This window comes from Roseburia sp. AF15-21, assembly GCF_003479505.1.
Classification (GTDB): Bacteria; Bacillota; Clostridia; order Lachnospirales; family Lachnospiraceae; genus Roseburia_C; species Roseburia_C amylophila.
The window spans coordinates 325,477-351,300 of sequence record NZ_QUHG01000001.1 but is presented as its reverse complement, the minus strand read 5'-3'; the positions used below and the strand labels follow the sequence as shown (position 1 = coordinate 351,300).

The following is a 25,824-nucleotide window of genomic DNA, read 5'->3' as shown; positions in this document are numbered from 1 at the left end:
TTTTCTATAGTTCCAAAATGCTTGTAAGAAGCTAGTTATGGTATGCCTGGCAGGTTATGCAACAAGGAGGATGTTTTTATGAAGTTACTCTATGCAGAAGACGAAGAAAGCATGGCAGAAGCTGTTACAGATATTCTTGTATTTCATAAGTACCAGGTTGATACGGTATATGATGGAGAAGAGACATTGGAATATGCAAGAAAAGAAATAACCTGGACGCTTATTATGCTCTCGGAAGGACAACAAAGTGTAAAGCAACAGAATGAACTGCCGGTGCAGCCGGATGGAAACACCAGACAATAAGGAAGAATTGCTTGAAAAAGAAAAAACGGTGGTGTACTATAATGCTATGAGAAAATCAACAGAAAGGGAATATGAGTATGGATTTAGAGCAATGCTACAAGGAACTGGAGGGAGATTATGCAGAGGTCATGCGCAGACTCCGGAAGGAAGAGCTGGTACACCGTTTTTTGATAAAATTCTTAGAAAGCGATGAAGTACAGCGGATTGATGAAGCTTTACAGGAAAGGGATTATGAGAAAGCCTTTGATCTGGTACATACCTTAAAGGGAGAGACCATGACGCTCGGGTTGGGACGGCTGAGCAAATCAAGCATAATTCTGTGCGAACAGCTCCGCTATAAAATATACGGAGAAGAGATGCTGCAGCAATTTAGGAAAGTCAAAATGGATTATCAGAAGACAATTGATATTATCCGGAAATACAGGGATTCACAGCCGTAATTTATGCAGGCAGCCCGCCAGATTGCAAAATGTGTTTCTTGTAGTTTTATGTTATTGTTATTAACGATATAACCATAGGTTATTGTATAAAAAAATATTATTACTTTAAGCCATTTTAGTATTGACAAACAGAACTGATATGCTAGAATAACTGTAATGTGAATGAAAGAAAAAGGATGGTTTTCACATGAGAAAACAGGCATTATCTATTTTAGTAGAGAATACCTCAGGCGTATTAAGTCATATCTCAGGACTTTTCAGCCGGAGAGGATATAACATTGATAGTTTTTCATCTGGTGTAACTGCAGATCCAAGATATACCAGAATAACTATAGTAGCAAGTGGTGACGAGCAGATTTTAGAGCAGATTGAAAAGCAGCTTGCAAAGCTTGAAGATGTACGGGATATTAAAAAATTAGAACCGGGTACATCAGTGACCAGAGAACTGATTCTGGTTAAGATTAAAGCGAAGGATACAGAGCGTCAGGCAATCTTAAGCGTTACCAATATTTTCCATGGCAAGGTGGTTGATGTCACCAACGATTCCATGGTAATTGAACTGACAGGGCATCAGGATAAATTAGATGCATTTATGGATCTGTTACAGGGCTATGAGATATTAGAGCTCGCTAGAACCGGTATCACAGGTTTGACCAGAGGGTCTGCCGATGTTACATATTTAGATTAATCATTAAAACAGGAGGCTGAAAAAATGGCAGCAAAAATTTATTATCAGGAAGATTGTAACCTTTCCTTACTGGATGGTAAGAAAATCGCCATCATTGGTTACGGTAGCCAGGGACATGCACATGCATTAAACTTAAAGGAATCAGGCTGTGATGTCATTATTGGACTTTACAATGGTAGCAAATCCTGGGCAAAAGCAGAAAAACAGGGATTCAAAGTATATACAGCAGCAGAAGCTGCAAAACAGGCTGATATTATTATGATTCTTATCAATGACGAGTTACAGGCTGATATGTATAAGAACGATATCGAGCCAAACCTTGAGCCAGGAAACATGTTAATGTTCGCTCACGGATTTAACATTCATTTCGGATGTATCAAACCACCAAAGGATGTTGACGTAACAATGATCGCTCCTAAGGCACCAGGACATACTGTACGTTCTGAGTATCAGGCTGGAAAAGGAACTCCTTGTCTGGTAGCAGTAGAGCAGGATGCAACCGGTAAAGCACTTGACCTGGCATTAGCATATGGTCTTGGAATTGGTGGAGCAAGAGCAGGACTTCTTGAGACAACCTTCCGTACAGAGACAGAGACAGACCTTTTCGGTGAGCAGGCAGTTCTTTGTGGCGGTGTTTGTGCACTTATGCAGGCTGGTTTCGAAACACTTTGCGAAGCTGGTTATGACCCGAGAAATGCATACTTCGAGTGTATCCATGAGATGAAACTGATTGTTGACTTAATCTACCAGTCAGGATTCGCTGGAATGAGATATTCTATCTCTAACACTGCTGAGTATGGTGATTATATCACAGGACCTAAGATTGTTACTGCTGAGACAAAGAAAGCAATGAAACAGATTTTAACAGATATTCAGGATGGTACTTTTGCAAAAGAATTCTTACTTGATATGTCACCGGCAGGACGCCAGGTACACTTCAAAGCTATGAGAAAGCTTGCTTCTGAGCATCCATCAGAGAAAGTCGGCGAAGAAATTCGTAAACTGTATAGCTGGAACAACGAAGAAGATAAGCTGGTTAACAACTAATCTGATACTTCAAAAAGATGATAAAAAAGCTGTCGCAATTGCGGCAGCTTTTTTTTACGCGAGTAGCGAGAAAAATCGCATGCTTGCATGCGGATTTGGCGAGCACCGCGATAACTCGAGAAACTCGCAAAGCGTGTTTCTCGTAGTTACAGGAAATTGCTTTCCTGTAAAGTAAAAACGCTCCGTGAGAAACGCTCAAAGTATGTTTCTCATAGCTGACAGGCATTTGTAAGAAACTGACAGTGATGCATCTTATTCGCCCGGATGAAAATTCTGGTAGAAATCAATAAATAATTCCAAGGATTTCGAAGGCTTTAAGGTGTTTTTATAAGCGAAGCCAATTTCACGCTTGTGAATTGGAAAACCAAGTGGAATTTCTAATAACTCTTTATTTGCAAGTTCGTTCTGGACAAATTGGCGGATGACGCAGGCAACACCCAGGTTGGTTTTTGCAAAGTCAATTAAGAGGTCCATCGTAGAGACTTCGATTAAATCTCTGGTCTCGATTTTATTTTCCTGTAAATAATCATCAATATACTGACGGGTCATGTTGTGCTTATCAAGAAGCATCAGTGTAGAATTCTGTAAGATTGCATCGGAAGAAATGCCCCTTGCATTCAATACGTTTAAGTAAGCTTCCGTTGCAACAAAAATATCTTCAATTTCAGCCACATTGCTGAAATTTAAAGTTTTCTGGTTTTCCGGCCTTGCAATCAGACCGATATCAATTTTGTTTTCTTCTAACATCTGTAAGGATTCGTTGGTAGACTGGCATACGATAGAAATATTAATATGCGGATAGCGTTTTGTGAAATCCTTTAAATAAGGCAAAAGCATGTATTTGCAGAGTGTGGAACTGACACCGATTTTTAAGTGGCCGACACCAAGCTCTAAGGAGTTCTTTAATTTATCTTCCCCTAAAGTCAGGGTTTCGAAAGCGGAACTGACATGAGTAAAAAGAAGTTCGCCTTCTTCGGTCAGCAATACGCCGCGGGAACTTCGGCGGAATAGTTCGCAGCCCAGGCTTTCCTCTAGTTTCTGTATGGATTTACTGATGGCAGGCTGGCTGATATAAAGCTCTTTGGCTGCCTTTGATATATTCTGTGTTTTTGCTACGGTATAGAAAATACGGTAACTGGATAAACTCTGCAACATTTATAGATTCCTCCGTGTTTATAACTAAAAATCATAATAAATATGTTTAATATGTATTTCCATTATACCACTAGCTGTGCTATAATAGCAACAGTATAGAAAAAATGATTTAATTTCAGGAGGAATTTCAAATGGGAATGACAATGACACAGAAGATTCTTGCGGCACATGCGGGACTTGATTCTGTTCAGGCTGGCCAGTTGATTGAAGCAGATTTAGACTTGGTATTGGGAAATGATATTACTTCACCGGTGGCTATCCATGAGATAGAGAAAATGAAAGTAGACGGAGTGTTCCATAAGGATAAAATCGCACTGGTTATGGACCACTTTGTACCAAATAAAGACATCAAATCTGCACAGCATTGTAAATGCGTCAGAGAGTTTGCATGCAAAAACGAAATCACCAACTACTTTGATGTAGGAGAAATGGGTATCGAACATGCACTTCTTCCGGAAAAAGGACTGACTGTTGCAGGAGATGTTATTATCGGAGCAGATTCACATACCTGTACTTATGGAGCATTGGGAGCATTTTCTACCGGTGTTGGAAGTACTGATATGGCGGCAGGAATGGCAACCGGAAAAGCATGGTTTAAAGTACCATCCGCGATTAAATTCAACATCACAGGAAAACCAGCACCATGGATTAGCGGTAAAGATGTTATTTTACACATCATCGGAATGATTGGTGTGGATGGAGCATTATATAAGTCTATGGAATTCGTAGGTGACGGTATCCGGTATCTTTCCATGGATGACCGTTTTACCATTGCAAATATGGCAATTGAAGCCGGTGGAAAAAACGGAATCTTCCCGGTAGACGAGAAAGCAGAATCATATATGAAAGAGCATTCCAAGCGTCCTTATAAAGTATATGAAGCAGATGAGGATGCTGTATATGATGAGGAGTATACCATTGACCTTAGTACACTTCGCCCAACCGTAGCATTTCCACATCTTCCGGAAAATACAAAGACCATTGATGAAGTAGGCGACATTACTATTGATCAGGTAGTAATCGGTTCCTGTACGAATGGAAGATTAGATGACCTTAAGATTGCAGCTTCTATCCTGAAAGGAAAGAAAGTAAAGAAAGGTTTACGTGTAATCGTAATTCCTGCAACCCAGCAGATTTATCTGGATGCCATGGAAGCCGGATATATCAGAACCTTTATTGAAGCAGGTGCTATTGTCAGCACACCGACCTGCGGACCTTGCCTTGGTGGCTATATGGGAATCCTTGCTGAGAATGAAAGATGCGTATCTACAACCAACCGTAACTTTGTGGGACGTATGGGACATGTGGATTCGGAAATTTATCTGGCAAGCCCGGCAGTTGCAGCAGCAAGTGCAATTACAGGAAAGATTTCCAGCCCGGAAGAAGTATAGGAGGATTAGAACATGAAAGCAGCAGAAGGAAAAGTATTTAAATTCGGTGACAACGTAGACACAGATGTTATTATACCGGCAAGATATCTGAATTCTTCCGACCCTAAGGAACTTGCCTTACATTGTATGGAAGATATTGATAAGGAATTCGTAAATAAAGTATCTGCAGGAGATATTATTGTAGCGGAGAAGAACTTTGGATGCGGTTCATCCAGAGAACATGCACCAATTGCAATTAAAGCCGCTGGTGTAAGTTGCGTCATAGCAGAGACTTTTGCACGTATTTTCTATCGTAATGCAATCAATATCGGACTTCCGATTATTGAATGTAAGGAAGCAGCTTTGGAAATCAAAGCAGGAGATGAGGTAGAGGTAAATTTTGATACTGGTGTCATTACCGACAAGACCACTGGAAAGAGTTTCCAAGGTCAGGCATTCCCACCATTTATGCAGAAGATTATCGATTGCGAGGGACTGGTAAATTACATCAATCAGAAATAGCAGAAAGTGTAGAAAGATAATTGATATATTTTGGAGAGATTTTAAGATTAGTATAAATTTCTGCATATTCTCTAGCGGATAGCTCTGTAATATAGTTTTCTTCAAAATTCTTATGAATACCGGCTGCCTTTGCCAGATCAACAGCTTTGTTGTAGGCAATGGCAGCTTTTTCTTCGGAAGAATAAGTACCAATGGAATAATTGCCATTGATATGGATAAAAGCCTGATAACGGAGGAGTCCGTTGTGTTCTGTTTGGGCAACTCCACGGTAGCGGTTAATGACAATAATATTGGCGTAGCTGTAATCGAAGGGGTTACCATTGGCGAAAGTGTAATCTACATCCAGTACCGCATGATTACGGACTCCATAGCGGGAAAGAATCCCGGTCTGCATGCCGTATTCATTTACAAAAAGCCGGCCACCACGCTGCATAATCTTGTGGCTGGAATAAAAGAATAAATCATCAATATCAAATTTATATTCCGTCTGTGGTGCGAGAAAATAGAGAAAATAATTCTGCTTCAGATAAATCGGATTCTTGATATAGACGCCGTTGTCACGGAAATTTAAAAGTGTAATGGCTTTGGCAAAATCTAAAAGTTTAATATATGCGGTATAATTTTCCAGTGTGATTTCAGACTCAGAAAGTAGAGAAGTCCCCTCTTTATAGGCAAGATGGGCTTCTTCTTCCGTTGGAAAGCTTCCAAGACTAATATGTTTTCTTTTATAGGTAAGGCTGGAACGGTAGTAGATGGTTCCGTCTTTTGTTTTGGCTGAAAAAGCACCGGAAAGCATGGTAAATCCTCACATTCTAAAATTCTTAGTTACAAATCATCTGTAAGAAGCTGCCGGTGGCGAGTTCTTACGGTAAGCGTCACTTTAAGTATAACATTTTTAGGAAAGCATGAAAACAGGAAAATATCTTAAGAAAATATCAAACTTTTGAAATGAAAAATATGCTATGATGCCAATATATATTGGAAATTGCAAGGATATAAAAATTCGTGGAAATATCAGGAATATTTGGCGGCGTTATTGGAATAGTGATATGATTGCAGGTGGAAAGGAGCAATTCGTTGAAGCAGGAAAATACAAGAAAGAAATATCAATTAAAAAACTGGCTAAAAGCAGGGATGATTCTGTTACTGGTATGCCTTGGAGGGTTATATTTTTTCAAGACATCCGAACGGTTTCAAAAAAGTGATGAAGTAAAGATAACATTAAAGCATGATAATTTCTTTGATGACAGTGTGGCAGGGATATTGGAGGATCTGGATAATGAAATCGGGCTTCCTAAGAAAATTTATCTGGTGAACCATTTTAATGTGACTTTCTATGCTACCGGAGAAATTGCTGCAATAGATACGTTTTTCTATGGTGAGGATGAGAATGGAGAAACCAGAACCTATCTTGTGGACTATAACCGGAAGAAAAGCAGCAAAATGACAGTTTACATCAATAATTATGCCAAGACAGATTATGAAGAAGATATGTGCCTGACACCGCTTTTTGAACTATTGGGAAATATAAAGGTGAAAGAACGTGTAGATAGCTGGTCAGAAGAAACAAAGAGCCATACCTTTGGAATAAGTTATTCGGGGAAAAGAGCTTTTACCAGTGCAGATAGCCTGCAGGTGATAAATGCAGAAAGTGCAGAGATAGATGAAAATGAAAATATAGATGGAAATGCAGATACAAATGAAAATTCAATTTTAAGCCAGTTGGAATATGGCGGAGAAGTTACAGGTTTTGCAGTTACATTTTCTACTGGTGGCGAAGAAAATACAGGTGAAATTATAACTTATATCATAAATCCAAAATATACCAGTGCTGCAGTGTTAGCCCAGCAAAACCGGCAGGAGCAGATTGATGAAGCAAAAAACGGTGCTGGAAATGACACAACGGATAACAACGGGAATGCAGACACCAATGCCGTAGCCGGCAATGATGGCAATGATGAGGAAGAGAGCGGAGATGGCACTCCGTGGACGGAAAACAGGGAAGATGGAAGCGTATACTTTTTCCTGGACAGCAATACCGGTTATCGTCTGTTGGTGGCGGATGCAGCTGCCGGCAGCCGTTTTTATGAGCTTGAAATGACAAAGGATGGCGGGCAGAGCTGGAATCAGCAAAATGCAGATCCGTTTGATGGAAATATTGGTGTGGCAGAAGGAATAGAATTCTATAATGAAAATCTGGGCGTTATCGGATTGGCTGGAGCGTCAGGTGATTATTCCACACTTTATCTGACACAGGATGGCGGGAAAACATTTTCCATGATTGAACTTTCCATGGATGAAGTGACAGAACTTCCGGACACGGCAGCAGAGTATGGATTTTCCATATCAGACTATGATTATTGCAAGATGCCACAGCAGAAAGATGGAAAACTTATAATAAAAGTAATATCTGCTATGGGTGAAAACGATGGAATTCTTTTTGAATCCATAGATAGTGGGAATACATGGAATTATTCTGGGATAAGTTATTGACAGTAAACTGCAGGTTCTTATATAATGAAAGACAGAACAAATTTTATGCAGAGAGCAAAAGAGGGACAAAAAATGGATTTGATTTACACAAGTACAAGAAACTCAGATGAAAAGGCAACAGCTTCACAGGCAATTTTAAAGGGTCTTGCAGGAGACGGTGGTTTATTTGTGCCGGATTCATTACCAAAACTTGACGTTGATATGGATACCCTGGCAAAAATGAGCTATCAGGAGACTGCTTATGAGGTAATGAAACTTTTCTTAACAGACTTTACAGAAGAAGAGTTAAAGCATTGTATCAATAGTGCGTATGATTCTAAATTTGATACAGAAGAGATTGCTCCGTTAGTAGATGCAGACGGTGCATATTATCTGGAGCTTTTTCATGGAGCTACGATAGCATTTAAGGATATGGCATTATCCATTCTGCCTTATCTTATGACAACTGCTGCAAAGAAAAATCATGTAAAGAATGAAATTGTTATTTTAACAGCAACTTCTGGTGATACCGGAAAAGCTGCTTTAGCAGGATTTGCAGACGTTCCTGGTACTAAGATTATTGTATTCTATCCAAAGAATGGTGTCAGCCCGATTCAGGAGAAGCAGATGGTTACCCAGAAAGGGGCAAATACACATGTAGTTGGTATTCATGGTAACTTTGACCAGGCACAGACCGGCGTTAAGAAAATGTTTTCTGATAAAGAACTGGCAGAATTGATGGACAAAGCCGGATATCAGTTTTCCTCTGCTAACTCCATTAATATCGGCCGTCTTGTTCCTCAGATTGTTTATTATGTATATGCATATGCAAAATTATATGAAAATGGTGCAATTGCAAAAGATGAAAAGATTAATATTGTAGTTCCAACCGGTAACTTCGGAAATATCTTAGCAGCTTTCTATGCAAAGAACTTAGGACTTCCGATTGCAAAATTAATCTGTGCTTCCAATGAGAACAAAGTATTATTTGACTTCTTCTCAACCGGAACCTATGACAGAAACCGTGAATTTGTACTAACTTCTTCTCCATCCATGGATATACTGATTTCCAGCAACTTAGAGCGTCTGATTTATCGTATTGCCGGAAATGATGCAGAGAAGAATGCAGAATTCATGCGTGCATTAACAGAAGAGGGCAGATATATGATTACCGATGAGATGCGTGCCCAGCTTGCTGACTTCTATGGCAATTACACCACAGAGGAAGAAACAGCAGAAGTAATCCGTGACCTCTATGAGAAGACCGGCTATGTGATTGATACACATACTGCTGTAGCAACCGGTGTATACCACAAATATGCAAAAGAGACCGGTGATAATACCAAGACTGTTATTGCATCAACAGCAAGTCCGTTCAAGTTTACCAGAAGCGTAATGGATGCCATTGATAAAGAAAAATATGATTCCATGACTGATTTTGAACTGGTAGATGAGTTAAGCAAGATTGCAAATGTAACAGTTCCACAGGCAATTGAAGACATCCGCAGTGCAGAAGTACTTCATAAGACAGAATGCGATGTAGAAGATATGCCTAAGACGGTAAAAGCATTTTTAAATATCTAAATGCTTATGTAAAACATAGAGAATCTGCTACCGGCAGTTTCTTATGGATACAAGGTAACAAAACCCTGTCAGAGAAATCTGACAGGGTTTCGTTTATGTAAATAAAATGTAAAGGTTTAAGATTAGATTTCCATCAGGAAGTGAATGGTTCCAAATGGGAAAATAATTGGAAATACATAAATCTTAGTGGCATTTGTAAGTGTTTCTTCCTCATGAACTTCCGGAGGACATAAGTTTAATTCCAGGGAAAATTCATTAGACATATTTACATTAAATAATCCGTTGTGAAGATTTAAGAAATCTTCGATAGAAGCTTTTACATACTCATCGAATTCATGGAATTCTTCTTTGGCATAACGGGATGCAAAAGCAATTGCAACAGATTTACTCATGTCTACACCAGAATTGAAAGAAAGTAAACCTTCATCTTTCTGGGTAACACAATAGTTGGTCATATACTCGGATTTCATCAGTGGATTTAATGGTGTAAAATCCTTTCCGATGAAACGAACGATATCATTAAAGAGAAGATTAAGGTATGCAACAATCTTTCCTGACATATCAGAATTATCAAAATGGAAGAATTTATGAATCAGCTTTTCAACCATATCATTCTGTTCGTTAGCAACATTTAAATCATCAATTTCATTACTTGCCTGATATTCTGCAAGTAATTCCTCAAACTGACTGTTGGTAAGCAGTCCGTCTTCAATCAAAATCTGACCTAAAAGCAGGTAGTCTGGTTTCTGCGAGGAGAGTAATTTGTCAACCTGTTCCTTTGTAAGATATCCGCCTTCGATTGCAATTTCACCAAATTTCTTGTCTTCATGGGTCTGACGGCATACAATAGCGTCAACCTGGGAAGCATTTAATAATCCGGCATGAATTGCCAGAGTACCTAATTTCAGATAGGAAGAGGACTGCCTCTCTAATGCATCTACCAGTTTATCTGCAGGAACAGCACCTTTGCTTAAAAGAAAATTACCAAAAAACTGTGTATACATAATTATCTCCCTTCAAAATGATTCTTCAGTACCCGCTCAATCTGTTCAACATTCAACGGTTTCTGGATAAAGTCCTTTGCACCGGCTTCAATTGCATTCTTTAACTGAGCCTGTGTACCAACAGAAGATACGATAATAATAACCGCTTTCGGGTCAGATTCTGTAATTTCTTTTACAGCGGCAATACCATCTTTTACCGGCATAACAATATCGAGAAAAACGATATCAGGTTTATCGGATTTGAATTTGTCAATTGCTTCCTGACCATTTGCTGCCTCAACAAAAGTTGTACCACCATACTGCGCAATAATGTCTTTTAACTGTTTTCTTGCCAGAATGGAGTCATCTCCAATCAGGATTTTTGCTTCGTCTAATTTCATATATAATCCCTCCAAATACAACTAGAATAATTAGAACATATTAATATACTACAATAGTTGACCAAAAGTTTCAATGGCTTTTTCGATAAAATTCGTGGTTTTGCATAAAAAACAAATAAAAATAGAAGGTTATATGATAAATATGTTCACATAGCAATGTAAAGTGTGGTAAGATAAATCAGAATCAGGAAAAAAGAGTAAAAGAGGTTACATATTATGAAAGTAAACTGGAATTTAGTAGTAGATGTTGTAGTAGCACTGGTAGGTATCTATGTTCTTATGAATGGCATATGGATGAAAAGTACCGGAAAGACAAGCAGCCTTCTGGCAACGCCGGAGGAATTAAAGAAATGTAAACATCCGGAGAAGATAAGAGAAGAGGTAACACCGAAAATGCTTCTTTGCGGAGCACTGGCATTAGTATATGGCATTGTGACGGCATTGGGTGAGACCATCTTTAAACTGCCGATTATTATTAAATCAGGAATCCTTCTGCTGCTGGTGTTATCTTGTCTGTTTTTGGTCAGTACATTAAAGAATGCCAGAGAGAAGTATTTATAAAAAATATTTACTTATAATAATTTATAAAAAACTGTAGTTTATATCTGGAAAAGATACCGGATAAGAACTACAGTTTTTTGTGTCTAAGCATTCCGTAAGAAACTGCAGGTGGCAGAAGCTTGCGATTTAACGTTTGTCAATCGGAACATATTCTTTGCGTTCCCCGATGTTACGATATGCAGGACGCATAATTTTTCCGTTCTGGGAAAGCTCCTCTAAGCGGTGGGCACTCCAGCCGGCAATTCTTGCAATTGCAAAAATCGGTGTATAAAGCTCTAATGGAAGGTCAAGCATATGATAAACAAATCCGCTGAAGAAGTCTACGTTCGGACTTACGCCTTTATAGATTTTACGCTCTTTGGCGATGATTTCCGGTGCAAGACGTTCTACTAAAGAGTAGAGTGCAAACTCTTTCTCATAGCCCTTTTCCTGGGAAAGTTTTTCCACAAAACCGCGGAAGATGACTGCTCTTGGGTCGGAAAGAGAATATACTGCATGACCCATTCCGTAGATAAGACCGGCATGGTCAAAAGCTTCTTTGTGAAGAAGTGCGGTAAGATATTTACCTACTTCGTCTTCATCTGTCCAGTCTTTTACAGTGCGTTTCATATCTTCAAACATCTGAACCACTTTGATATTGGCACCACCATGTTTCGGACCCTTCAGGGAGCCAAGGGATGCGGCAATAACAGAATAAGTATCGGTTCCGGAAGAAGATACCAGATGGGTAGTAAAGGTAGAGTTATTTCCACCACCATGCTCCATATGTAAGATTAATGCAATATCTAAAAGTTTTGCCTCTAATGGGGTATATTTACTGTCTGGCCGCAGAATATGAAGAATTGTTTCTGCAGTAGATAATTCCGGCTGTGGGGTATGAATATAAAGACTGGCACCATCATGATAATGGCGGTAAGCCTGATAACCATATACAGAAAGCAGTGGAAATAAGCTGATAAGCTGTAAACACTGTCTCAATACATTTGGAAGTGAAATATCATTGGCACGGTCATCATAGGAATAAAGTGTAAGCACACTTCTTGCCAGTGTATTCATCATATCTTTGCTTGGAGCTTTCATAATAATATCACGCACAAAGCTGGTTGGAAGTGTACGGTATTCGGAAAGCAGTCCGCAGAAGTTTTTTAACTGCTCTTTGGTTGGAAGCTCACCAAACATCAGAAGATAAGCACATTCCTCAAATCCAAAATGGCTGTCCGGTGCAATTCCTTTTACTAAATCTTTTACATTATAGCCACGGTAATAAAGTTCGCCCTCAGCTGGAATGTATTCTCCATTTACCAGCTTGGTAGAGCATACATCAGAAATGTGTGTAAGTCCTACCAGAACACCCTTTCCATTTAAATCACGAAGACCACGGTTAACATTATATTTCGTATATAATTCAGAAGGAATGATGGATGATGCGGAGCATTTATTCGCAAGTTCCATTATTTCCGGTGTGATTTCATAAAAACGTCCTGTCATATTGTTCCTCCTCTTTTAATTATTTTAATATGTTATCATATTTCGGTTGTAGAAAACAAGAAAAAAGTGTAAATTTTAAAGAAAGTTTAAAATTGTTTTCTAAAAAATTTAGAATTATAGGAAGATAGTACTAATGTAAAAATGTTCTCTGATAAAATGTTTTTTGCTGGATAAATTACAGAATATATATTACAATTAAAAAAAATACCGGAGGTACAAAATGGAAAAAGAAGAATTATATCGTTATGTGGATCATACTGCGTTAAAAGCCTTTACCACATGGAAGGACATAGAAAAATTATGTGAAGAAGCAATAAAATACCATACCGCATCGGTCTGTATCCCAAGCTGTTACATCAGCCGGGTAAAAGAAACTTACGGCGATAAAATCAAAATCTGTACCGTAGTAGGATTTCCGTTAGGATATGCGAACACTGAAGGAAAGCTGGCAGAGACAAAGAAAGCATTGGAAGACGGCGCAGACGAAATTGATATGGTAATTAATATCTGCGATGTAAAGAATGGGGCATATCATAAAGTAGAAGAGGAAATCCGTCTTTTAAAAGAGGCAACAGGAGGTAGGATCTTAAAGGTTATTATCGAAACCTGTTATCTTACAAAAGAAGAAAAGATTGCCATGTGCCATGCGGTAACCAATGCCGGAGCAGATTTTATCAAGACATCTACCGGATTTGGAACGGCAGGTGCTACCATGGAAGATGTATTATTAATGAAAGAACACATTGGAGCAGAGGTTAAGATTAAGGCGGCCGGAGGAATCCGTACCAAAGAAGATATGGAAAATTATATTAAGGCAGGCTGTTCACGGCTTGGCACAAGTTCTGCCGTTGATATTCTGGGATAGCAGATATTAAGAGCAATGAAGAATGATAAGATAATGAAAAAAATTTGTAAAACAGAAATAATTTAGAAAAGGTGAGTGTCATGGAGACGGACAAAAGACAATTATTAGAAGCGGCAAAAGAAGCCAAAAAATATTCCTATGCACCGTATTCCAATTTTCATGTAGGTGCAGCCCTTTATTGTAAGGATGGCAGTATCTATACCGGATGTAATATCGAAAATGCAGCCTTTACGCCGACAAACTGTGCGGAGCGGACAGCAGTTTTTAAAGCAGTATCGGAAGGAAAAAAAGATTTTCTGGCGATTGCTGTGGTAGGCGATAGGGAAGAACCGCTTACACCTTGTGGTGTCTGCCGGCAGGTGTTGACGGAATTTGTAGATGGAAGCACGTTTGAGGTAATTATGGAAGATGGAGCTGGCGGTATCAAAGTTATGAAATTAGAAGAGCTTTTTCCGGCATCCTTTTCACCGAAAGATCTGCAATCATAAATTGTTCCACAATTTGACAGGAATTTTACATTGAAAAACAACACATATTAGAGTATAATAACAATTACAAAAAGCAGATAGTTTTATGCCTGGGATGTTCGACACGCCTGTTATTTTGAACCTACATTTACTTTAAACGGGATTCCAATATTTCCAATAGGATGTCAGGCCTCCGTTTGCAGTGGAAGGCAGAGTATTGGTTGAGGTTACCCACCTAGCTTTGCTAGGAGTCAAAATACAGGAAACGGCATTTTGGGTATATTTGCTAAAGATAAGGTATGAATAGACGAAAGAATCTTTGTGTACAAAAGAATCATAAGGTACGGAAGATAAACATATAGTATACCAAAGAAGCATGTTTACAAAAGAACCGAAAATACAAAAGAGAAAAAAGAAGCTGCTGAAAAGCAGCTTCTTTTCTGCAACAGGCAATAAAGGAGTTATTATGCGAAAAGTGAAAAGTAAAAAAAGTAATTATCTGTTGCTGTTTTGTGGAGCACTTCTGGTTCTTATACTGGTGGTTCTGATAACGGATACAAAAGGGGAGAAAAATGGATATTCCGAGCAATGTGTTTATCGGAATGAGATTCCCTCCTTGTTGCAGTTTACTTATTATTCCAAGGACGAATGGGCTGAGAAACTGCCGCAACAGGGAACACTTACCTATGATGATGTAAGTGGCATTCTGGAATTGCTTCATTTAAAAGAATATATTCCTTTGGATGATTCGAAAAAAAACATTGACCGGGCAGCCTGGTTTGCTATATATGATGAAATTTTAAGTTATCTTGATACCGATACGTCTGTCTTAAAAAAGGACATTCTTGTATTGAAAAAAGAAAAAAAACAGCTTACCACACAGGATGGCACTTATGCCATTATATCCAATCCAAAGTGGTATCAAAAGCTTCACAGTTATGGTGTTTATCTGTTGGAGGATAAAGTAATCGGGGTCGCCGCAAAGGATAAAGAAGATGTGGCATTGAAAAATGCCTATCTCATTTCAAATATAGAAGGAAATCTTACATTTCTTTATCAGGGAACAGAATACCAGCTGCCGGTTGATACCGATGAAGAATTATCAAATGTCGTAGCAGACATTTTTTTCAGTGAAAAAGAGATACATAAAATCAGCCGGAAGGAAGATACCATTACCGGAAAGCTGATATCAAAAACAGATACCGCAATGGAGATTAAGGGATATGGACAAGTTGCGATAGATGAAGCTATGAAAATATATGCAACTTATGATGGAATCCGGGAAGTCTCCATGGATGCACTGATGCTGGAAAACATGGAAATTACATTTGTAGTGGCAGAAAAACAGATCTGCGCCATTCTTTTGACAGAGCCTGCTAAAATAGAAAACATCCGTGTTTTGTTATTAGACAATGATAATATGTTCCGTTCTGATGTATCATTGGTATCGGATGTGCCGGTGCATCTTTATTATGGAGAAACGGAAACTGTATTAGAAGCAGGAAGCGTGATTACAGCATCCTGTTATGCCAATATACTGACAACATCGTCTGTTTCATTAGTCGCAGAGGATGGCACATCGCCATTCTATTTTACTGACAATCAGGGCAATCGCATATCTCCGGCTTATGCAGGCAGCATGGAGCTTCGTATGTATCCGGAAGGATATACCGTGGTAAATGTAGTGGATTTAGAATCCTATGTAAAGGGCGTTATCCCAAGTGAGGTTCCATCTTCTTATGGAATGGAAGCCTTAAAAGCACAGGCTGTCTGTGCCAGAAGCTATGCTTATATCCAGATGATGCACAATAAATATGAAGCTTATGGAGCACATGTAGATGACAGTGTGAATTTTCAGGTGTATAATAAGCAGAATCAGACACCGGAAACGGTAGCTGCGGTAGATGAGACGAAAGGTCAGGTACTTTCTTATAAAGGTGATATTATAGAGACTTATTATTATTCCACATCCTATGGCCATACCGGAGATTACGAAGCCTGGAATCTTGATAAAGATGCTTATGGTTATTTGCAGGGCGTCTGGGTGCGCAGTGAAGAAAATCCCATTGATTTATCGGATGAAAAAAGCTTCTTGGATTATATCAGTAACGTAGACAGTGCCTGCTATGAATCGGATTTGAAATATTTCCGTTGGAATACTGTGCTTGATTTCCAGGGAAAAGATGAGACATTGCTTCATACGATAGCCGATAGAAAAGAGCACCAGCCGGAGGCAATTAGTTATTATAAAGATACATCTAAGACGGAAATAACAGACAGTTGCAGCAACTTTGGCTCATTGCAGGCAATAAATGTGGTAAAACGCAATCAGAGTGGTGTTATTTTAGAACTGGAACTTGATTTCCAGAATGGTGCAGTCAGCGTACAGTCTGAATATAATATGCGTGCAATTTTGGGCTGTGGTATTACGAATATTAACCTTTTGGATGGAAGCAGTGTGGAAATGAGTATTCTGCCCAGTGCTTATATCAGTATACAGGCAAAAGGGGATGGAACTTATGCAGTCCTTGGCGGTGGTTACGGTCATGGAATCGGCATGAGCCAGAATGGGGCACAAAAGCTTTGCGGGCAGGGCTTTGATTATAAAAGGATATTAAATTATTTTTATCAGGATACAGAACTGACTGAGTTATATCAGCCACAAAATACGACGAAGGAAGAAGGGGGTGCATAAGTTTGCTCTGGAAACTGATTGGAAATGTAAAATCATTTTTAGATAAATGTAAACGGGATAATATCAATGCATTTGCAGCACAGGCAGCATTTTTTATCCTCTTATCCAGTATCCCGTTTCTTATGGTGTTCAGTTCCCTTTTGCAGTACACGCCGGTAACGGAAGGGATGATTTTACAGATTGTAAATGAAACAATGCCTGAATATATTGCGCCGTTTCTGGTAAATATTATCAATGAAGTCTATACCAAATCCTTTGGAATCGTATCGATTGCAGCCATTGCAGCAGTGTGGTCGGCAGCCAAGGGTGTGCAGTATATGGCAAATGGGTTGAATGTGGTAAATGATATTGTGGAGACCAGAAACTGGTTTGTTCTCCGTTTCTGGGCGATTATTTATACCGTTGTATTTGTCATTGCTATTGTAATCTCGCTGGTATTACTGGTATTTGGCAAATCATTAGAACATCTTCTGGTGAAGCATATTCCGATAATGACACATATTGTAAGCCTCATATTTGAACGTGGAAGCCTTATTATGATACTGGTGTTAGTCATTCTCTTTGTAGTGATTTTTACATTGATACCAAACCGTAAGGCAACCTTTCGTTCCCAGCTTCCGGGTGCAGTACTTTGTGCCATTGCCTGGTGTGTGTTTTCTGCCGGATTATCTATCTATGTGAATTATTTTAATGGATTTTCCATGTATGGAAGCCTGACTACATTGGTATTAATTATGTTGTGGATGTATTTTTGCATGTATATCCTGATGTTATGTGCGGAATTCAATGTGGTATTCGACGAATATATTGCAGGATTCATACAGCAGAAGAAGGAGCGGAAACGGGATAAAAAATAACTTGAAGTTTTAGAAACCCTGTGGTATTATAACATTTAGTGAAAAAGTAAAAGGCAATGAAAGTGTTCAGTAGGTTATTGTACTTTTTAAAGAGAGAGGAAATCATCGGCTGAAAGTTTCCTTAAGGTAAGGCAGTAATTGAATTTCGCACGGAAGCTGCACAGGTGAATGTTAGTAGTCTGTGACGTGATACGCGTTAAGTATTTATAAGTGTCTAATGATTTAGAAATCAGGGTGGTACCGCGGAGTAATTTCGTCCCTATGGGAAGAAAATGCTTCGCGTTTTTTACGTGAAAAATTCGCAAAGCGTATTTCTCGTAGTTTATTTATGAATGAAATAAAATGATAGAAGGAGATATTATTATGAAAGAAAAGCTGCAGAAAATCAGGGAAGAGGCAATTCATCAGATTGAATCATCCGGCGAACTTGGCAAACTGAATGATGTCAGAGTTGCATTTCTCGGAAAGAAAGGTGAACTCACCGCAGTATTAAAAGGAATGAAGGATGTTGCACCGGAGGACAGACCTCTGGTAGGACAGCTGGTAAACGAGACCAGGGAAGCTATTGAAAAGAAATTAGATGAGACAAAGCAGAAATTAGAAGCTGCCCAGATGGAACTGAAATTAAAACATGAAGTAATTGATGTTACACTTCCGGCTAAAAAGAACCGTGTCGGCCATCGTCATCCGAATACCATTGCATTGGAAGAAGTAGAGCGTATCTTTACCGGTATGGGCTATGAAGTAGTGGAAGGACCAGAAGTAGAATATGATTATTATAACTTTGAAGCGTTAAATATTCCGGCAAATCATCCTGCAAAAGACGAGCAGGATACGTTCTATATTAATGATAAAATCGTGCTTCGTACCCAGACTTCACCGGTACAGGTCCGTGTCATGGAAAAAGGCAAGCTTCCAATCCGTATGATTGCACCGGGAAGAGTATTCCGTGCAGATGAAGTAGATGCAACCCATTCACCATCTTTCCACCAGATTGAGGGAATGGTAATCGATAAGAATATTACATTTGCAGATTTAAAGGGAACGCTGCAGGAGTTTGCAGCCCGTCTGTTCGGACCGGAAACCAAAGTAAAATTCCGTCCGCATCACTTCCCATTTACAGAGCCAAGTGCAGAGATGGATGTCACCTGCTTTAAATGTGGCGGTAAAGGATGCCGTTTCTGTAAGGGAGAAGGATGGATTGAAATCTTAGGCTGTGGAATGGTTCATCCGAAGGTGCTTCGTATGAGCGGTATTGATCCAGAAGAATATTCAGGATTTGCATTCGGAGTTGGTCTTGAGCGTATTGCTTTATTGAAATATGAAATTGATGATATGCGTCTCTTGTATGAGAATGATGACCGTTTCTTAAGACAGTTTTAATGAACAGGGAAGTTGAAGGGACATGTTTCCTGTAGTCGGAAAGAAAAGAACACAGTAGAGAGTTGATAGAAGGAGAAACAATATGAATACATCATTAAAATGGATAGAAGCTTTGGTTCCGGGACTTAATGTAGATGCACAGGAATATACCGATGCAATGATTCTGTCCGGTTCAAAAGTAGAATTTTACAAGAAAATGGATGCCGATTTAGAGAAAATCGTCGTTGGACAGATTAAGAAAATCGAGCCGCATCCGGATGCTGATAAATTAATTATCTGTCAGGTAGATGTGGGAACAGGTGAGGACGTACAGATTGTAACCGGTGCTCCGAATGTAAAAGAAGGAGATAAAGTTCCGGTTGTATTAGATGGCGGACGTGTTGCCGGTGGACATGATGGAAAGATGACAGAAGGCGGCATCAAAATAAAAAAAGGGAAATTAAGAGGAATTGAGTCCAATGGAATGATGTGCTCCATTGAAGAACTTGGTTCTACCCGTGATATGTATCCGGAAGCTCCGGAATATGGTATCTACATCTTCGCAGAGGATGAGGTAAAACCGGGTGATGATGCAATTAAAGCATTAGGCCTTGACGATACTATTGTGGAATATGAGATTACAAACAACCGTGTAGACTGTTTCTCAATCCTTGGAATTGCCAGAGAAGCAGCAGCAACCTTTAAGAAAGAATTTGTACCGCCGGTTGTAACTGAGACCGGAAATGATGAGGATGTCAATGACTATATTAAAGTAAATGTAGTAGACAAAGAATTATGTCCTCGTTATACCGCCCGTGTGGTAAAGAATATTAAGATTGCTCCATCACCAAAGTGGATGCAGCGCAGACTTGCAGCCCAGGGAATCCGTCCAATCAATAACATTGTGGACATTACCAACTATGTTATGGAAGAATACGGACAGCCGATGCATGCATATGACTGGGATACCATCGAGGGAAAAGAGATTGTTGTAAGACGTGCCGGAAAAGGCGAATTATTTACAACTTTGGATGGTCAGGAGCGTTCTTTGGATGAAAACGTTCTGATGATTTGTGATGGCAGGAAAGCAATCGGTATTGCAGGTATTATGGGTGGCGAGAATTCCATGATTACAGACAATGTAAAAACCATGCTTTTTGAAGCTGCATGCTTCGATGGAACCAATATCCGCCTTTCCGGTAAGAAAATCGGGCTTCGTACCGATGCGTCTTCCAAATTTGAAAAAGGTCTGGATCCGAACCTTGCTATGGAAGCTATGAACAGAGCCTGCCAGTTAATCGAAGAATTAGGCGCTGGTGAAGTAGTTGGCGGAGCCATTGATATTTACGAGAATAAGAAAGAGGGCAGACGGATTCCTTTTGAACCGGAGAAATACAATAAATTATTAGGAACCAATATTAAGCCGGAAGAAATGCTTTCCTATTTTAAACGTCTGGAATTAGGTTATGATAAAGAAACCAATGAAGTATTAGTTCCATCCTGGAGACAGGACTTAGAGTGTGATGCAGACCTTGCAGAAGAGGTAGCAAGATTCTTTGGTTATGCAAACATTCCAACAACCCTGCCAAGCGGAGAAGCTACTACCGGAATGTTATCCTATAAATTAAGAATCGAAGCAATTGCAAGAGAAATTGCAGAGTTCTGCGGTTTTTCACAGGGCATGAATTACTCCTTCGAAAGCCCGAAGGTATTTGATAAATTATTACTTCCGGAAGATTCACCATTACGCCAGACCGTAACAATTTCCAATCCTTTGGGAGAAGATTTCAGTATTATGCGTACCACATCCTTAAATGGAATGCTGACATCTTTATCAACCAACTACAACAGAAGAAATAAAGATGTACGTCTCTATGAATTAGGCAACATTTATCTGCCAAAGAGTGTACCGGTAACGGAACTTCCAGACGAGAGAATGCAGTTTACCCTTGGTATGTATGGTGAAGGTGATTTCTTTACCATGAAGGGTGTGGTAGAAGAATTCTTCTATAAAGTTGGAATGACGATGAAAGCTGAATATGATCCGAAGTCCGGAAGACCTTATCTGCATCCGGGCCGTCAGGCAAACATTGTATATGATGGTAAAGTAGTTGGTTACTTAGGAGAGGTTCATCCGATTGTAGCTGCTAATTACAATATCAAAGACAGAGTATACGTTGCAGTGATTGATATGCCATCTATTATGGATGAAACAACCTTTGACCGTAAATATGAAGGTATTGCCAAATTCCCGGCAGCAACCCGTGATATCAGTATGGTTGTTCCAAAAGAGATTCTTGCAGGAGATATCGAAAAAGTATTCGACAGCAAGGGCGGCGCTTACTTAGAAAGCTACGCACTGTTCGATATTTATGAAGGAGCCCAGATTAAACCGGGTTATAAATCTATTGCTTATTCACTGACCTTCCGGGCAAAGGATAAGAACTTAGAGGAAGCAGATTTGAGCGGAGCAATGAACCGCATTGTAAAAGCATTAGAAGCAATGAAGATTGAACTGAGAGCTTAGAAATAGAGGAAAGAAACATGGATGTAAAAGCTTTTGATTACGATTTACCGGAGGAACTGATTGCGCAGGATCCTCTGGAGGATCGTTCCAGTTCCAGACTCATGGTCTTGGATAAGAAAACAGGAGATATTGAACATAAAATATTCCGTGATGTAGTAGATTATCTGCAGCCGGGAGACTGTCTTGTGTTAAATAATACCAAGGTAATTCCGGCAAGACTGTTTGGAGTCAAAGAGGGAACGGAAGCCAAAATAGAGATTCTTCTTTTAAAGAGAAAAGAAAATGATATCTGGGAAACACTGGTAAAACCGGGAAAGAAATGTAAGCCTGGTGTTAAGATTTCTTTTGGAGAGGGACTTTTGACTGGAGAAGTCTTAGAGGTCGTAGAAGATGGTAACCGGCTGATTCAGTTTCACTATGATGGAATCTTTGAAGAAATTTTAGACCAGCTTGGTCAGATGCCATTGCCGCCTTATATTACCCATCAGTTAAAGGATAAGAACCGTTATCAGACAGTATATGCCAAGTATGATGGTTCTGCCGCTGCCCCAACAGCGGGACTTCATTTTACACCGGAATTATTACAGCAGATTCGTGATATGGGCATAGATATAGCAGAAGTTACCCTTCATGTGGGACTTGGCACTTTCCGTCCGGTAAAAGTAGATACCATCGAAGAGCACCATATGCATTCGGAATTCTACCGGATCGAACAGTCGGAAGCCGATAAAATCAATCGTGCCAAAGCAAATGGCCACCGGGTAATTGCCGTGGGAACCACCAGTACAAGAACTTTAGAGTCTGCAGCAGAAGAAGATGGCACCTTACGGGAAAAGAGCGGATGGACGGATATCTTTATCTATCCGGGCTATAAGTTTAAAGTTATAGATGCTCTGATTACGAATTTCCACCTGCCACAGTCTACCCTTGTGATGTTGGTGTCTGCTCTTGCAGGCAGGGAACATATTCTGGCTGCCTATAAGAAAGCAGTAGAAGAAAAATACCGTTTCTTTAGTTTTGGGGATGCTATGCTGATAAAATAATTTCTTATTGTCAGAATTCGAAATATAGGATAAAATAATTTTATTAGCTTTAATCTTGATAGAAGGAGAGGACTATGGACGAGAGAAGAAAACATAAACGATTGGATTTAGATGTATCTGTTCAGCTGGAACGTCTGGATCAGGATGATATTACTACTTTAAAATTTATTCATGTGGTAGTTACTGATATTTCACGTTCCGGAATCGGATTTGTTTCTGACCAGAATTTGAAAGTTGGAACCTACTATGATACCAAGATTCAGATTTGGACGAAAGAGGTCATTGATGCGGTACTTGAGATTGTCAGATGTGACCCGAAGGGGGACGGAACCTATAAATATGGCTGTGTATTTGTTGGAATGTCAGATACCGATGCATTAAAAATTGATATTTATCAGATTTTCAATGATGTCTAAAAGATAAACTGAGTTATAGAATAAAATGTGTTGATGAAAACCGCTTTTAACCCTTGAAAATAAAGGGCTGAAAGCGGTTTGATGTTTTCAAAACTGCCTGTAGCAGATTTTGTGCTTTTTAAGTGGATTTATAATCTGACATATGATTTACATAGATAATTTCTCTAAATCTTTGTAGAAATCAGGGTAAGAAACCTCTGCAATTTCGGAATGCTCTAATTCGATACCACCATCAATATTTAACGCAGCAATGGCAAAGCTCATAGCAATCCGGTGGTCAAGTCCTGCATCTATGGCTGCGGTGTGTAAGGTCTTTCCGCCGTGAATAATCATGCCATCATCCGTTGGGGTAACATCACAGCCTAATAACTTTAAGTTATCTGTTACCGTAAGAATACGGTCGGTTTCCTTTACCTTAAGTTCTGCAGCATCCCGGATAATGGTGATTCCTTCTGCAAAGGCTGCCATAACAGCAATCACAGGGATTTCATCGATTAAAGTCGGGATGAGTTCCCCTTCCACCACGGTACCATGAAGTGAACTGCCTTTTACCAGAAGGTCGCAGACCGGCTCACCGGATGCAGTTCTTGGATTCAGCCGTTCGATGGAGCCGCCCATTGCTTTGGCAACCTTTAAGATGCCGTCTCTTGTGGGATTGACTCCAACATTGCGGATTAAGACTTCGGAACCAGGAGTAAGTAACGCTGCCGCAATAAAATAGGCTGCCGAAGAAATATCTCCAGGAACTTCCACTTTCAGTCCGTTTAAAACAGGATCCGGTGCAATGGATGCAGTTGTTCCTTCAGAGGTGACTTTAGCACCGAAAGAGCGAAGCATTAGTTCTGTGTGGTTGCGGGAGAGTACCGGTTCCGTTACGCTGGTAATTCCGTCCGCATATAAGCCGGCTAAAAGGATACAGGATTTTACCTGGGCAGATGCAACCTTTGAAGTATAATCAATGGCATGTAATTCATGTCCGGTTATTTTTAAAGGAACACAGTTGTTATCCTTTAAACTTTCGATATCTGCCTGCATGAGACGAAGCGGTTCCATGATACGCTTCATGGGACGGGTGCGAAGGGAATCATCGCCATCTAACTGGCTGACAAACGGATTACCGGCTAAGATACCGGAAATCAGCCGGGTAGTAGTTCCACTGTTCCCTGCATCTAAGATATGCTGTGGAGCCTTTAGACCGTGTAATCCTTTTCCATGGACGAGTACACGGCTTTTTTCCCGTTCAATTTCAATGCCCATTTCCTGAAAGCAGGAAATCGTAGAAAGACAGTCGGCACCCTCTAAGAAATTGGTGATTTCGGTTGTGCCGTTGGAAAGCGAACCAAACATAATTGCACGATGGGAAATGGATTTGTCTCCCGGAATATTTATTTCTCCATGTAAGGCATGGGCTTTTTTGATCAGCATAATAAAATCCTTTCTGGATGTATTCTGAAATATTGTCAATATTTTATCTAAATATTATCGTTCATAAACTGTATAATGATATTTGCGAAGCAGTGCAATGGCACAGTTAAGTGCTTCTTCTTCATATAATTCAATACGAAGTACACCGTTTTCAAATTCACGGTTATGGATAATTCCAATATTTTTAATACTGATATTGTTGCTGGCAAGAATCGTTGCAATGGTCGCAATTCCACCAGCTTCATCAATCAGATCACAATAACATTCAAAGACTTTACGCAATGGACCGGAAGAAGTAATGGTGATAGAATCCCGGTAATCCTTGGCATGAGAGAAGAAATCATAGATTTCCTTTTCTTTTTTTTCAGCAATCAGACTACGCATGGTATTTAATTCTTCCGTATAGCAGTCAATGAGTGTTAAAATCTGCTCCCGGTTAGAGGCACAGATATGCTGCCACATTACAGGAGAAGAGGATGCAATTCTTGTAATATCTTTAAATCCGCCTGCTGCAATCGTCTTCATCGTCTCATTTTCATCATCGGTTTCGCGAATCAGATTCACAAGACTTGCTGCAATAATATGCGGCAGATGACTGATAGAAGCGGTTGCATGGTCATGGGTTTTCGCATCCATAATCATAGGAACTGAGCCTAAGGATGCAATATAATCCCGGAACGCATGAAGCACTGTGGTATCAGTTTTTGCAGTCGGGGTTAAAATATAATAAGCATTTTCCAATAAATAGGCGGTTGCAGCCTGATAGCCGGTCTTTTCAGAACCTGCCATAGGATGTCCGCCAATAAAAAAGGATTCTAAATCAAGGGCGGTAATACTTTCGTGAATATCCCCCTTGACACTTCCTACATCAGAAAGAATACAGCCCTTTTTCAAAAAGGGCTTTAATTCTTTTATGTATTCAATATTTTTCTGTACCGGACAGCAGAGAAAGATAATATCACAGTCGGAGAAATCTTTCATTGCAAGCAGCGTATCATTGGAAATAGTATGGTCCTCAAAAGCTGCAGTTATGGTAGAAAGATGACCGGATGTGGCAATCAGTTCTGTTTCCGGATAAATGCGTTTTATGGTCTTAGCCATCGAACCGCCGATAAGACCAAGACCAATAAAACCGATTTTCTTAAAGTCCATG

Annotated in this window: 24 protein-coding genes, 1 other RNA gene and 1 other annotated feature; of the genes, 18 read left to right on the top strand and 7 right to left on the bottom strand. The window is 39.6% G+C overall.

Annotated elements, in window-relative coordinates; genetic code table 11:
- Positions 1-78 precede the first annotated feature (78 nt).
- From DWW33_RS15905 to ilvC, 4 genes are all read left to right on the top strand, one after another.
- Complete coding sequence (locus DWW33_RS15905; RefSeq protein WP_242997776.1) at positions 79-303, top strand: hypothetical protein; 225 nt, start codon at positions 79-81, stop codon at positions 301-303.
- A gap of 71 nt (positions 304-374) precedes the next feature.
- A complete protein-coding gene (locus DWW33_RS01700) occupies positions 375-743 on the top strand; it encodes an Hpt domain-containing protein (RefSeq protein WP_118638723.1) in 369 nt (122 codons plus the stop codon).
- A gap of 187 nt (positions 744-930) precedes the next feature.
- Complete coding sequence (gene ilvN, locus DWW33_RS01695) at positions 931-1,431, top strand: acetolactate synthase small subunit (RefSeq protein ID WP_117946994.1); 501 nt, start codon at positions 931-933, stop codon at positions 1,429-1,431.
- A 24-nt stretch (positions 1,432-1,455) separates the two neighbouring features.
- The gene (gene ilvC, locus DWW33_RS01690; protein WP_117698982.1) at positions 1,456-2,478 is read left to right on the top strand and encodes a ketol-acid reductoisomerase; all 1,023 of its coding nucleotides are present in this window, start codon (positions 1,456-1,458) and stop codon (positions 2,476-2,478) included.
- 252 nt (positions 2,479-2,730) lie between these two features.
- Here ilvC and DWW33_RS01685 read toward each other — a convergent pair whose 3' ends face one another.
- Positions 2,731-3,633 (bottom strand): LysR family transcriptional regulator, encoded by a 903-nt coding sequence (locus DWW33_RS01685; RefSeq protein WP_117841097.1) that lies wholly within the window; start codon positions 3,631-3,633, stop codon positions 2,731-2,733.
- 131 nt (positions 3,634-3,764) lie between these two features.
- On the opposite strand from DWW33_RS01685, the gene leuC reads away from it, so the two are divergent.
- On the top strand, positions 3,765-5,024 hold the full coding sequence (gene leuC, locus DWW33_RS01680) for a 3-isopropylmalate dehydratase large subunit (RefSeq protein ID WP_118638722.1): 1,260 nt from the start codon (positions 3,765-3,767) through the stop codon (positions 5,022-5,024).
- Between the two features lie 12 nt (positions 5,025-5,036).
- Positions 5,037-5,525, top strand: a complete 489-nt coding sequence (gene leuD, locus DWW33_RS01675; protein ID WP_022243891.1) for a 3-isopropylmalate dehydratase small subunit — start codon at positions 5,037-5,039, stop codon at positions 5,523-5,525.
- On the opposite strand, the gene DWW33_RS01670 is transcribed toward leuD, so the two are convergent.
- The gene (locus DWW33_RS01670; RefSeq protein ID WP_117841096.1) at positions 5,512-6,321 is read right to left on the bottom strand and encodes a hypothetical protein; all 810 of its coding nucleotides are present in this window, start codon (positions 6,319-6,321) and stop codon (positions 5,512-5,514) included. The two genes, leuD and DWW33_RS01670, sit on opposite strands and share 14 nt — an antisense overlap.
- A gap of 281 nt (positions 6,322-6,602) precedes the next feature.
- On the opposite strand from DWW33_RS01670, the gene DWW33_RS01665 reads away from it, so the two are divergent.
- Together DWW33_RS01665 and thrC are read left to right on the top strand one after the other, a co-directional pair.
- Positions 6,603-8,018 (top strand): WD40/YVTN/BNR-like repeat-containing protein, encoded by a 1,416-nt coding sequence (locus tag DWW33_RS01665; protein WP_118638721.1) that lies wholly within the window; start codon positions 6,603-6,605, stop codon positions 8,016-8,018.
- Positions 8,019-8,090: 72 nt separating this feature from the next.
- Positions 8,091-9,581, top strand: a complete 1,491-nt coding sequence (thrC, locus tag DWW33_RS01660) for a threonine synthase (RefSeq protein WP_118638802.1) — start codon at positions 8,091-8,093, stop codon at positions 9,579-9,581.
- Between the two features lie 122 nt (positions 9,582-9,703).
- Here the strand turns inward: thrC and DWW33_RS01655 are convergent, their stop codons facing one another.
- Both DWW33_RS01655 and DWW33_RS01650 read right to left on the bottom strand, forming a co-directional pair.
- Complete coding sequence (locus DWW33_RS01655) at positions 9,704-10,585, bottom strand: chemotaxis protein CheX (RefSeq protein ID WP_118638720.1); 882 nt, start codon at positions 10,583-10,585, stop codon at positions 9,704-9,706.
- Positions 10,586-10,587: 2 nt separating this feature from the next.
- Entirely contained in the window at positions 10,588-10,965 is a 378-nt protein-coding gene (locus tag DWW33_RS01650; RefSeq protein ID WP_118638719.1) for a response regulator, read from the bottom strand.
- A 216-nt stretch (positions 10,966-11,181) separates the two neighbouring features.
- Here DWW33_RS01650 and DWW33_RS01645 point away from each other — a divergent pair, with 216 nt between their 5' ends.
- Positions 11,182-11,526 (top strand): hypothetical protein, encoded by a 345-nt coding sequence (locus DWW33_RS01645; protein WP_117946991.1) that lies wholly within the window; start codon positions 11,182-11,184, stop codon positions 11,524-11,526.
- 126 nt (positions 11,527-11,652) lie between these two features.
- On the opposite strand, the gene DWW33_RS01640 is transcribed toward DWW33_RS01645, so the two are convergent.
- Positions 11,653-13,014 carry a citrate/2-methylcitrate synthase gene (locus tag DWW33_RS01640; RefSeq protein WP_117698988.1) on the bottom strand — a complete coding sequence of 454 codons (1,362 nt, stop codon included), beginning with the start codon at positions 13,012-13,014 and terminating at the stop codon, positions 11,653-11,655.
- Positions 13,015-13,234: 220 nt separating this feature from the next.
- Between DWW33_RS01640 and deoC the strand changes: the two genes are divergently transcribed.
- The 9 genes from deoC to DWW33_RS01595 all read left to right on the top strand — a co-directional run bounded on the left by deoC (position 13,235) and on the right by DWW33_RS01595 (position 23,246).
- A complete protein-coding gene (gene deoC, locus DWW33_RS01635; protein ID WP_117699001.1) occupies positions 13,235-13,879 on the top strand; it encodes a deoxyribose-phosphate aldolase in 645 nt (214 codons plus the stop codon).
- An 80-nt stretch (positions 13,880-13,959) separates the two neighbouring features.
- Entirely contained in the window at positions 13,960-14,367 is a 408-nt protein-coding gene (locus tag DWW33_RS01630; RefSeq protein ID WP_022243882.1) for a cytidine deaminase, read from the top strand.
- An 83-nt stretch (positions 14,368-14,450) separates the two neighbouring features.
- Positions 14,451-14,630: non-coding RNA, 6S RNA (gene ssrS, locus DWW33_RS01625), on the top strand.
- Between the two features lie 182 nt (positions 14,631-14,812).
- A complete protein-coding gene (locus DWW33_RS01620; RefSeq protein ID WP_158577439.1) occupies positions 14,813-17,041 on the top strand; it encodes a SpoIID/LytB domain-containing protein in 2,229 nt (742 codons plus the stop codon).
- Between the two features lie 2 nt (positions 17,042-17,043).
- Positions 17,044-17,898, top strand: a complete 855-nt coding sequence (locus DWW33_RS01615) for a YihY/virulence factor BrkB family protein (protein ID WP_117698998.1) — start codon at positions 17,044-17,046, stop codon at positions 17,896-17,898.
- A 47-nt stretch (positions 17,899-17,945) separates the two neighbouring features.
- Positions 17,946-18,162 (top strand) — a binding site (T-box leader).
- A 99-nt stretch (positions 18,163-18,261) separates the two neighbouring features.
- Positions 18,262-19,281: a phenylalanine--tRNA ligase subunit alpha gene (gene pheS / locus DWW33_RS01610; protein ID WP_117698997.1), complete on the top strand. Its 1,020-nt coding sequence runs from the start codon at positions 18,262-18,264 to the stop codon at positions 19,279-19,281.
- Positions 19,282-19,363: 82 nt separating this feature from the next.
- Positions 19,364-21,787: a phenylalanine--tRNA ligase subunit beta gene (gene pheT / locus DWW33_RS01605; RefSeq protein WP_118057488.1), complete on the top strand. Its 2,424-nt coding sequence runs from the start codon at positions 19,364-19,366 to the stop codon at positions 21,785-21,787.
- A 17-nt stretch (positions 21,788-21,804) separates the two neighbouring features.
- Complete coding sequence (gene queA, locus DWW33_RS01600; protein WP_117841091.1) at positions 21,805-22,830, top strand: tRNA preQ1(34) S-adenosylmethionine ribosyltransferase-isomerase QueA; 1,026 nt, start codon at positions 21,805-21,807, stop codon at positions 22,828-22,830.
- A 74-nt stretch (positions 22,831-22,904) separates the two neighbouring features.
- On the top strand, positions 22,905-23,246 hold the full coding sequence (locus DWW33_RS01595; protein ID WP_022243876.1) for a PilZ domain-containing protein: 342 nt from the start codon (positions 22,905-22,907) through the stop codon (positions 23,244-23,246).
- Between the two features lie 147 nt (positions 23,247-23,393).
- Here the strand turns inward: DWW33_RS01595 and aroA are convergent, their stop codons facing one another.
- Positions 23,394-24,671: a 3-phosphoshikimate 1-carboxyvinyltransferase gene (gene aroA / locus DWW33_RS01590; RefSeq protein WP_118638717.1), complete on the bottom strand. Its 1,278-nt coding sequence runs from the start codon at positions 24,669-24,671 to the stop codon at positions 23,394-23,396.
- Positions 24,672-24,725: 54 nt separating this feature from the next.
- On the bottom strand, positions 24,726-25,823 hold the full coding sequence (locus tag DWW33_RS01585) for a prephenate dehydrogenase (RefSeq protein ID WP_118638716.1): 1,098 nt from the start codon (positions 25,821-25,823) through the stop codon (positions 24,726-24,728).
- Between the last annotated feature and the right edge of the window lies 1 nt (position 25,824).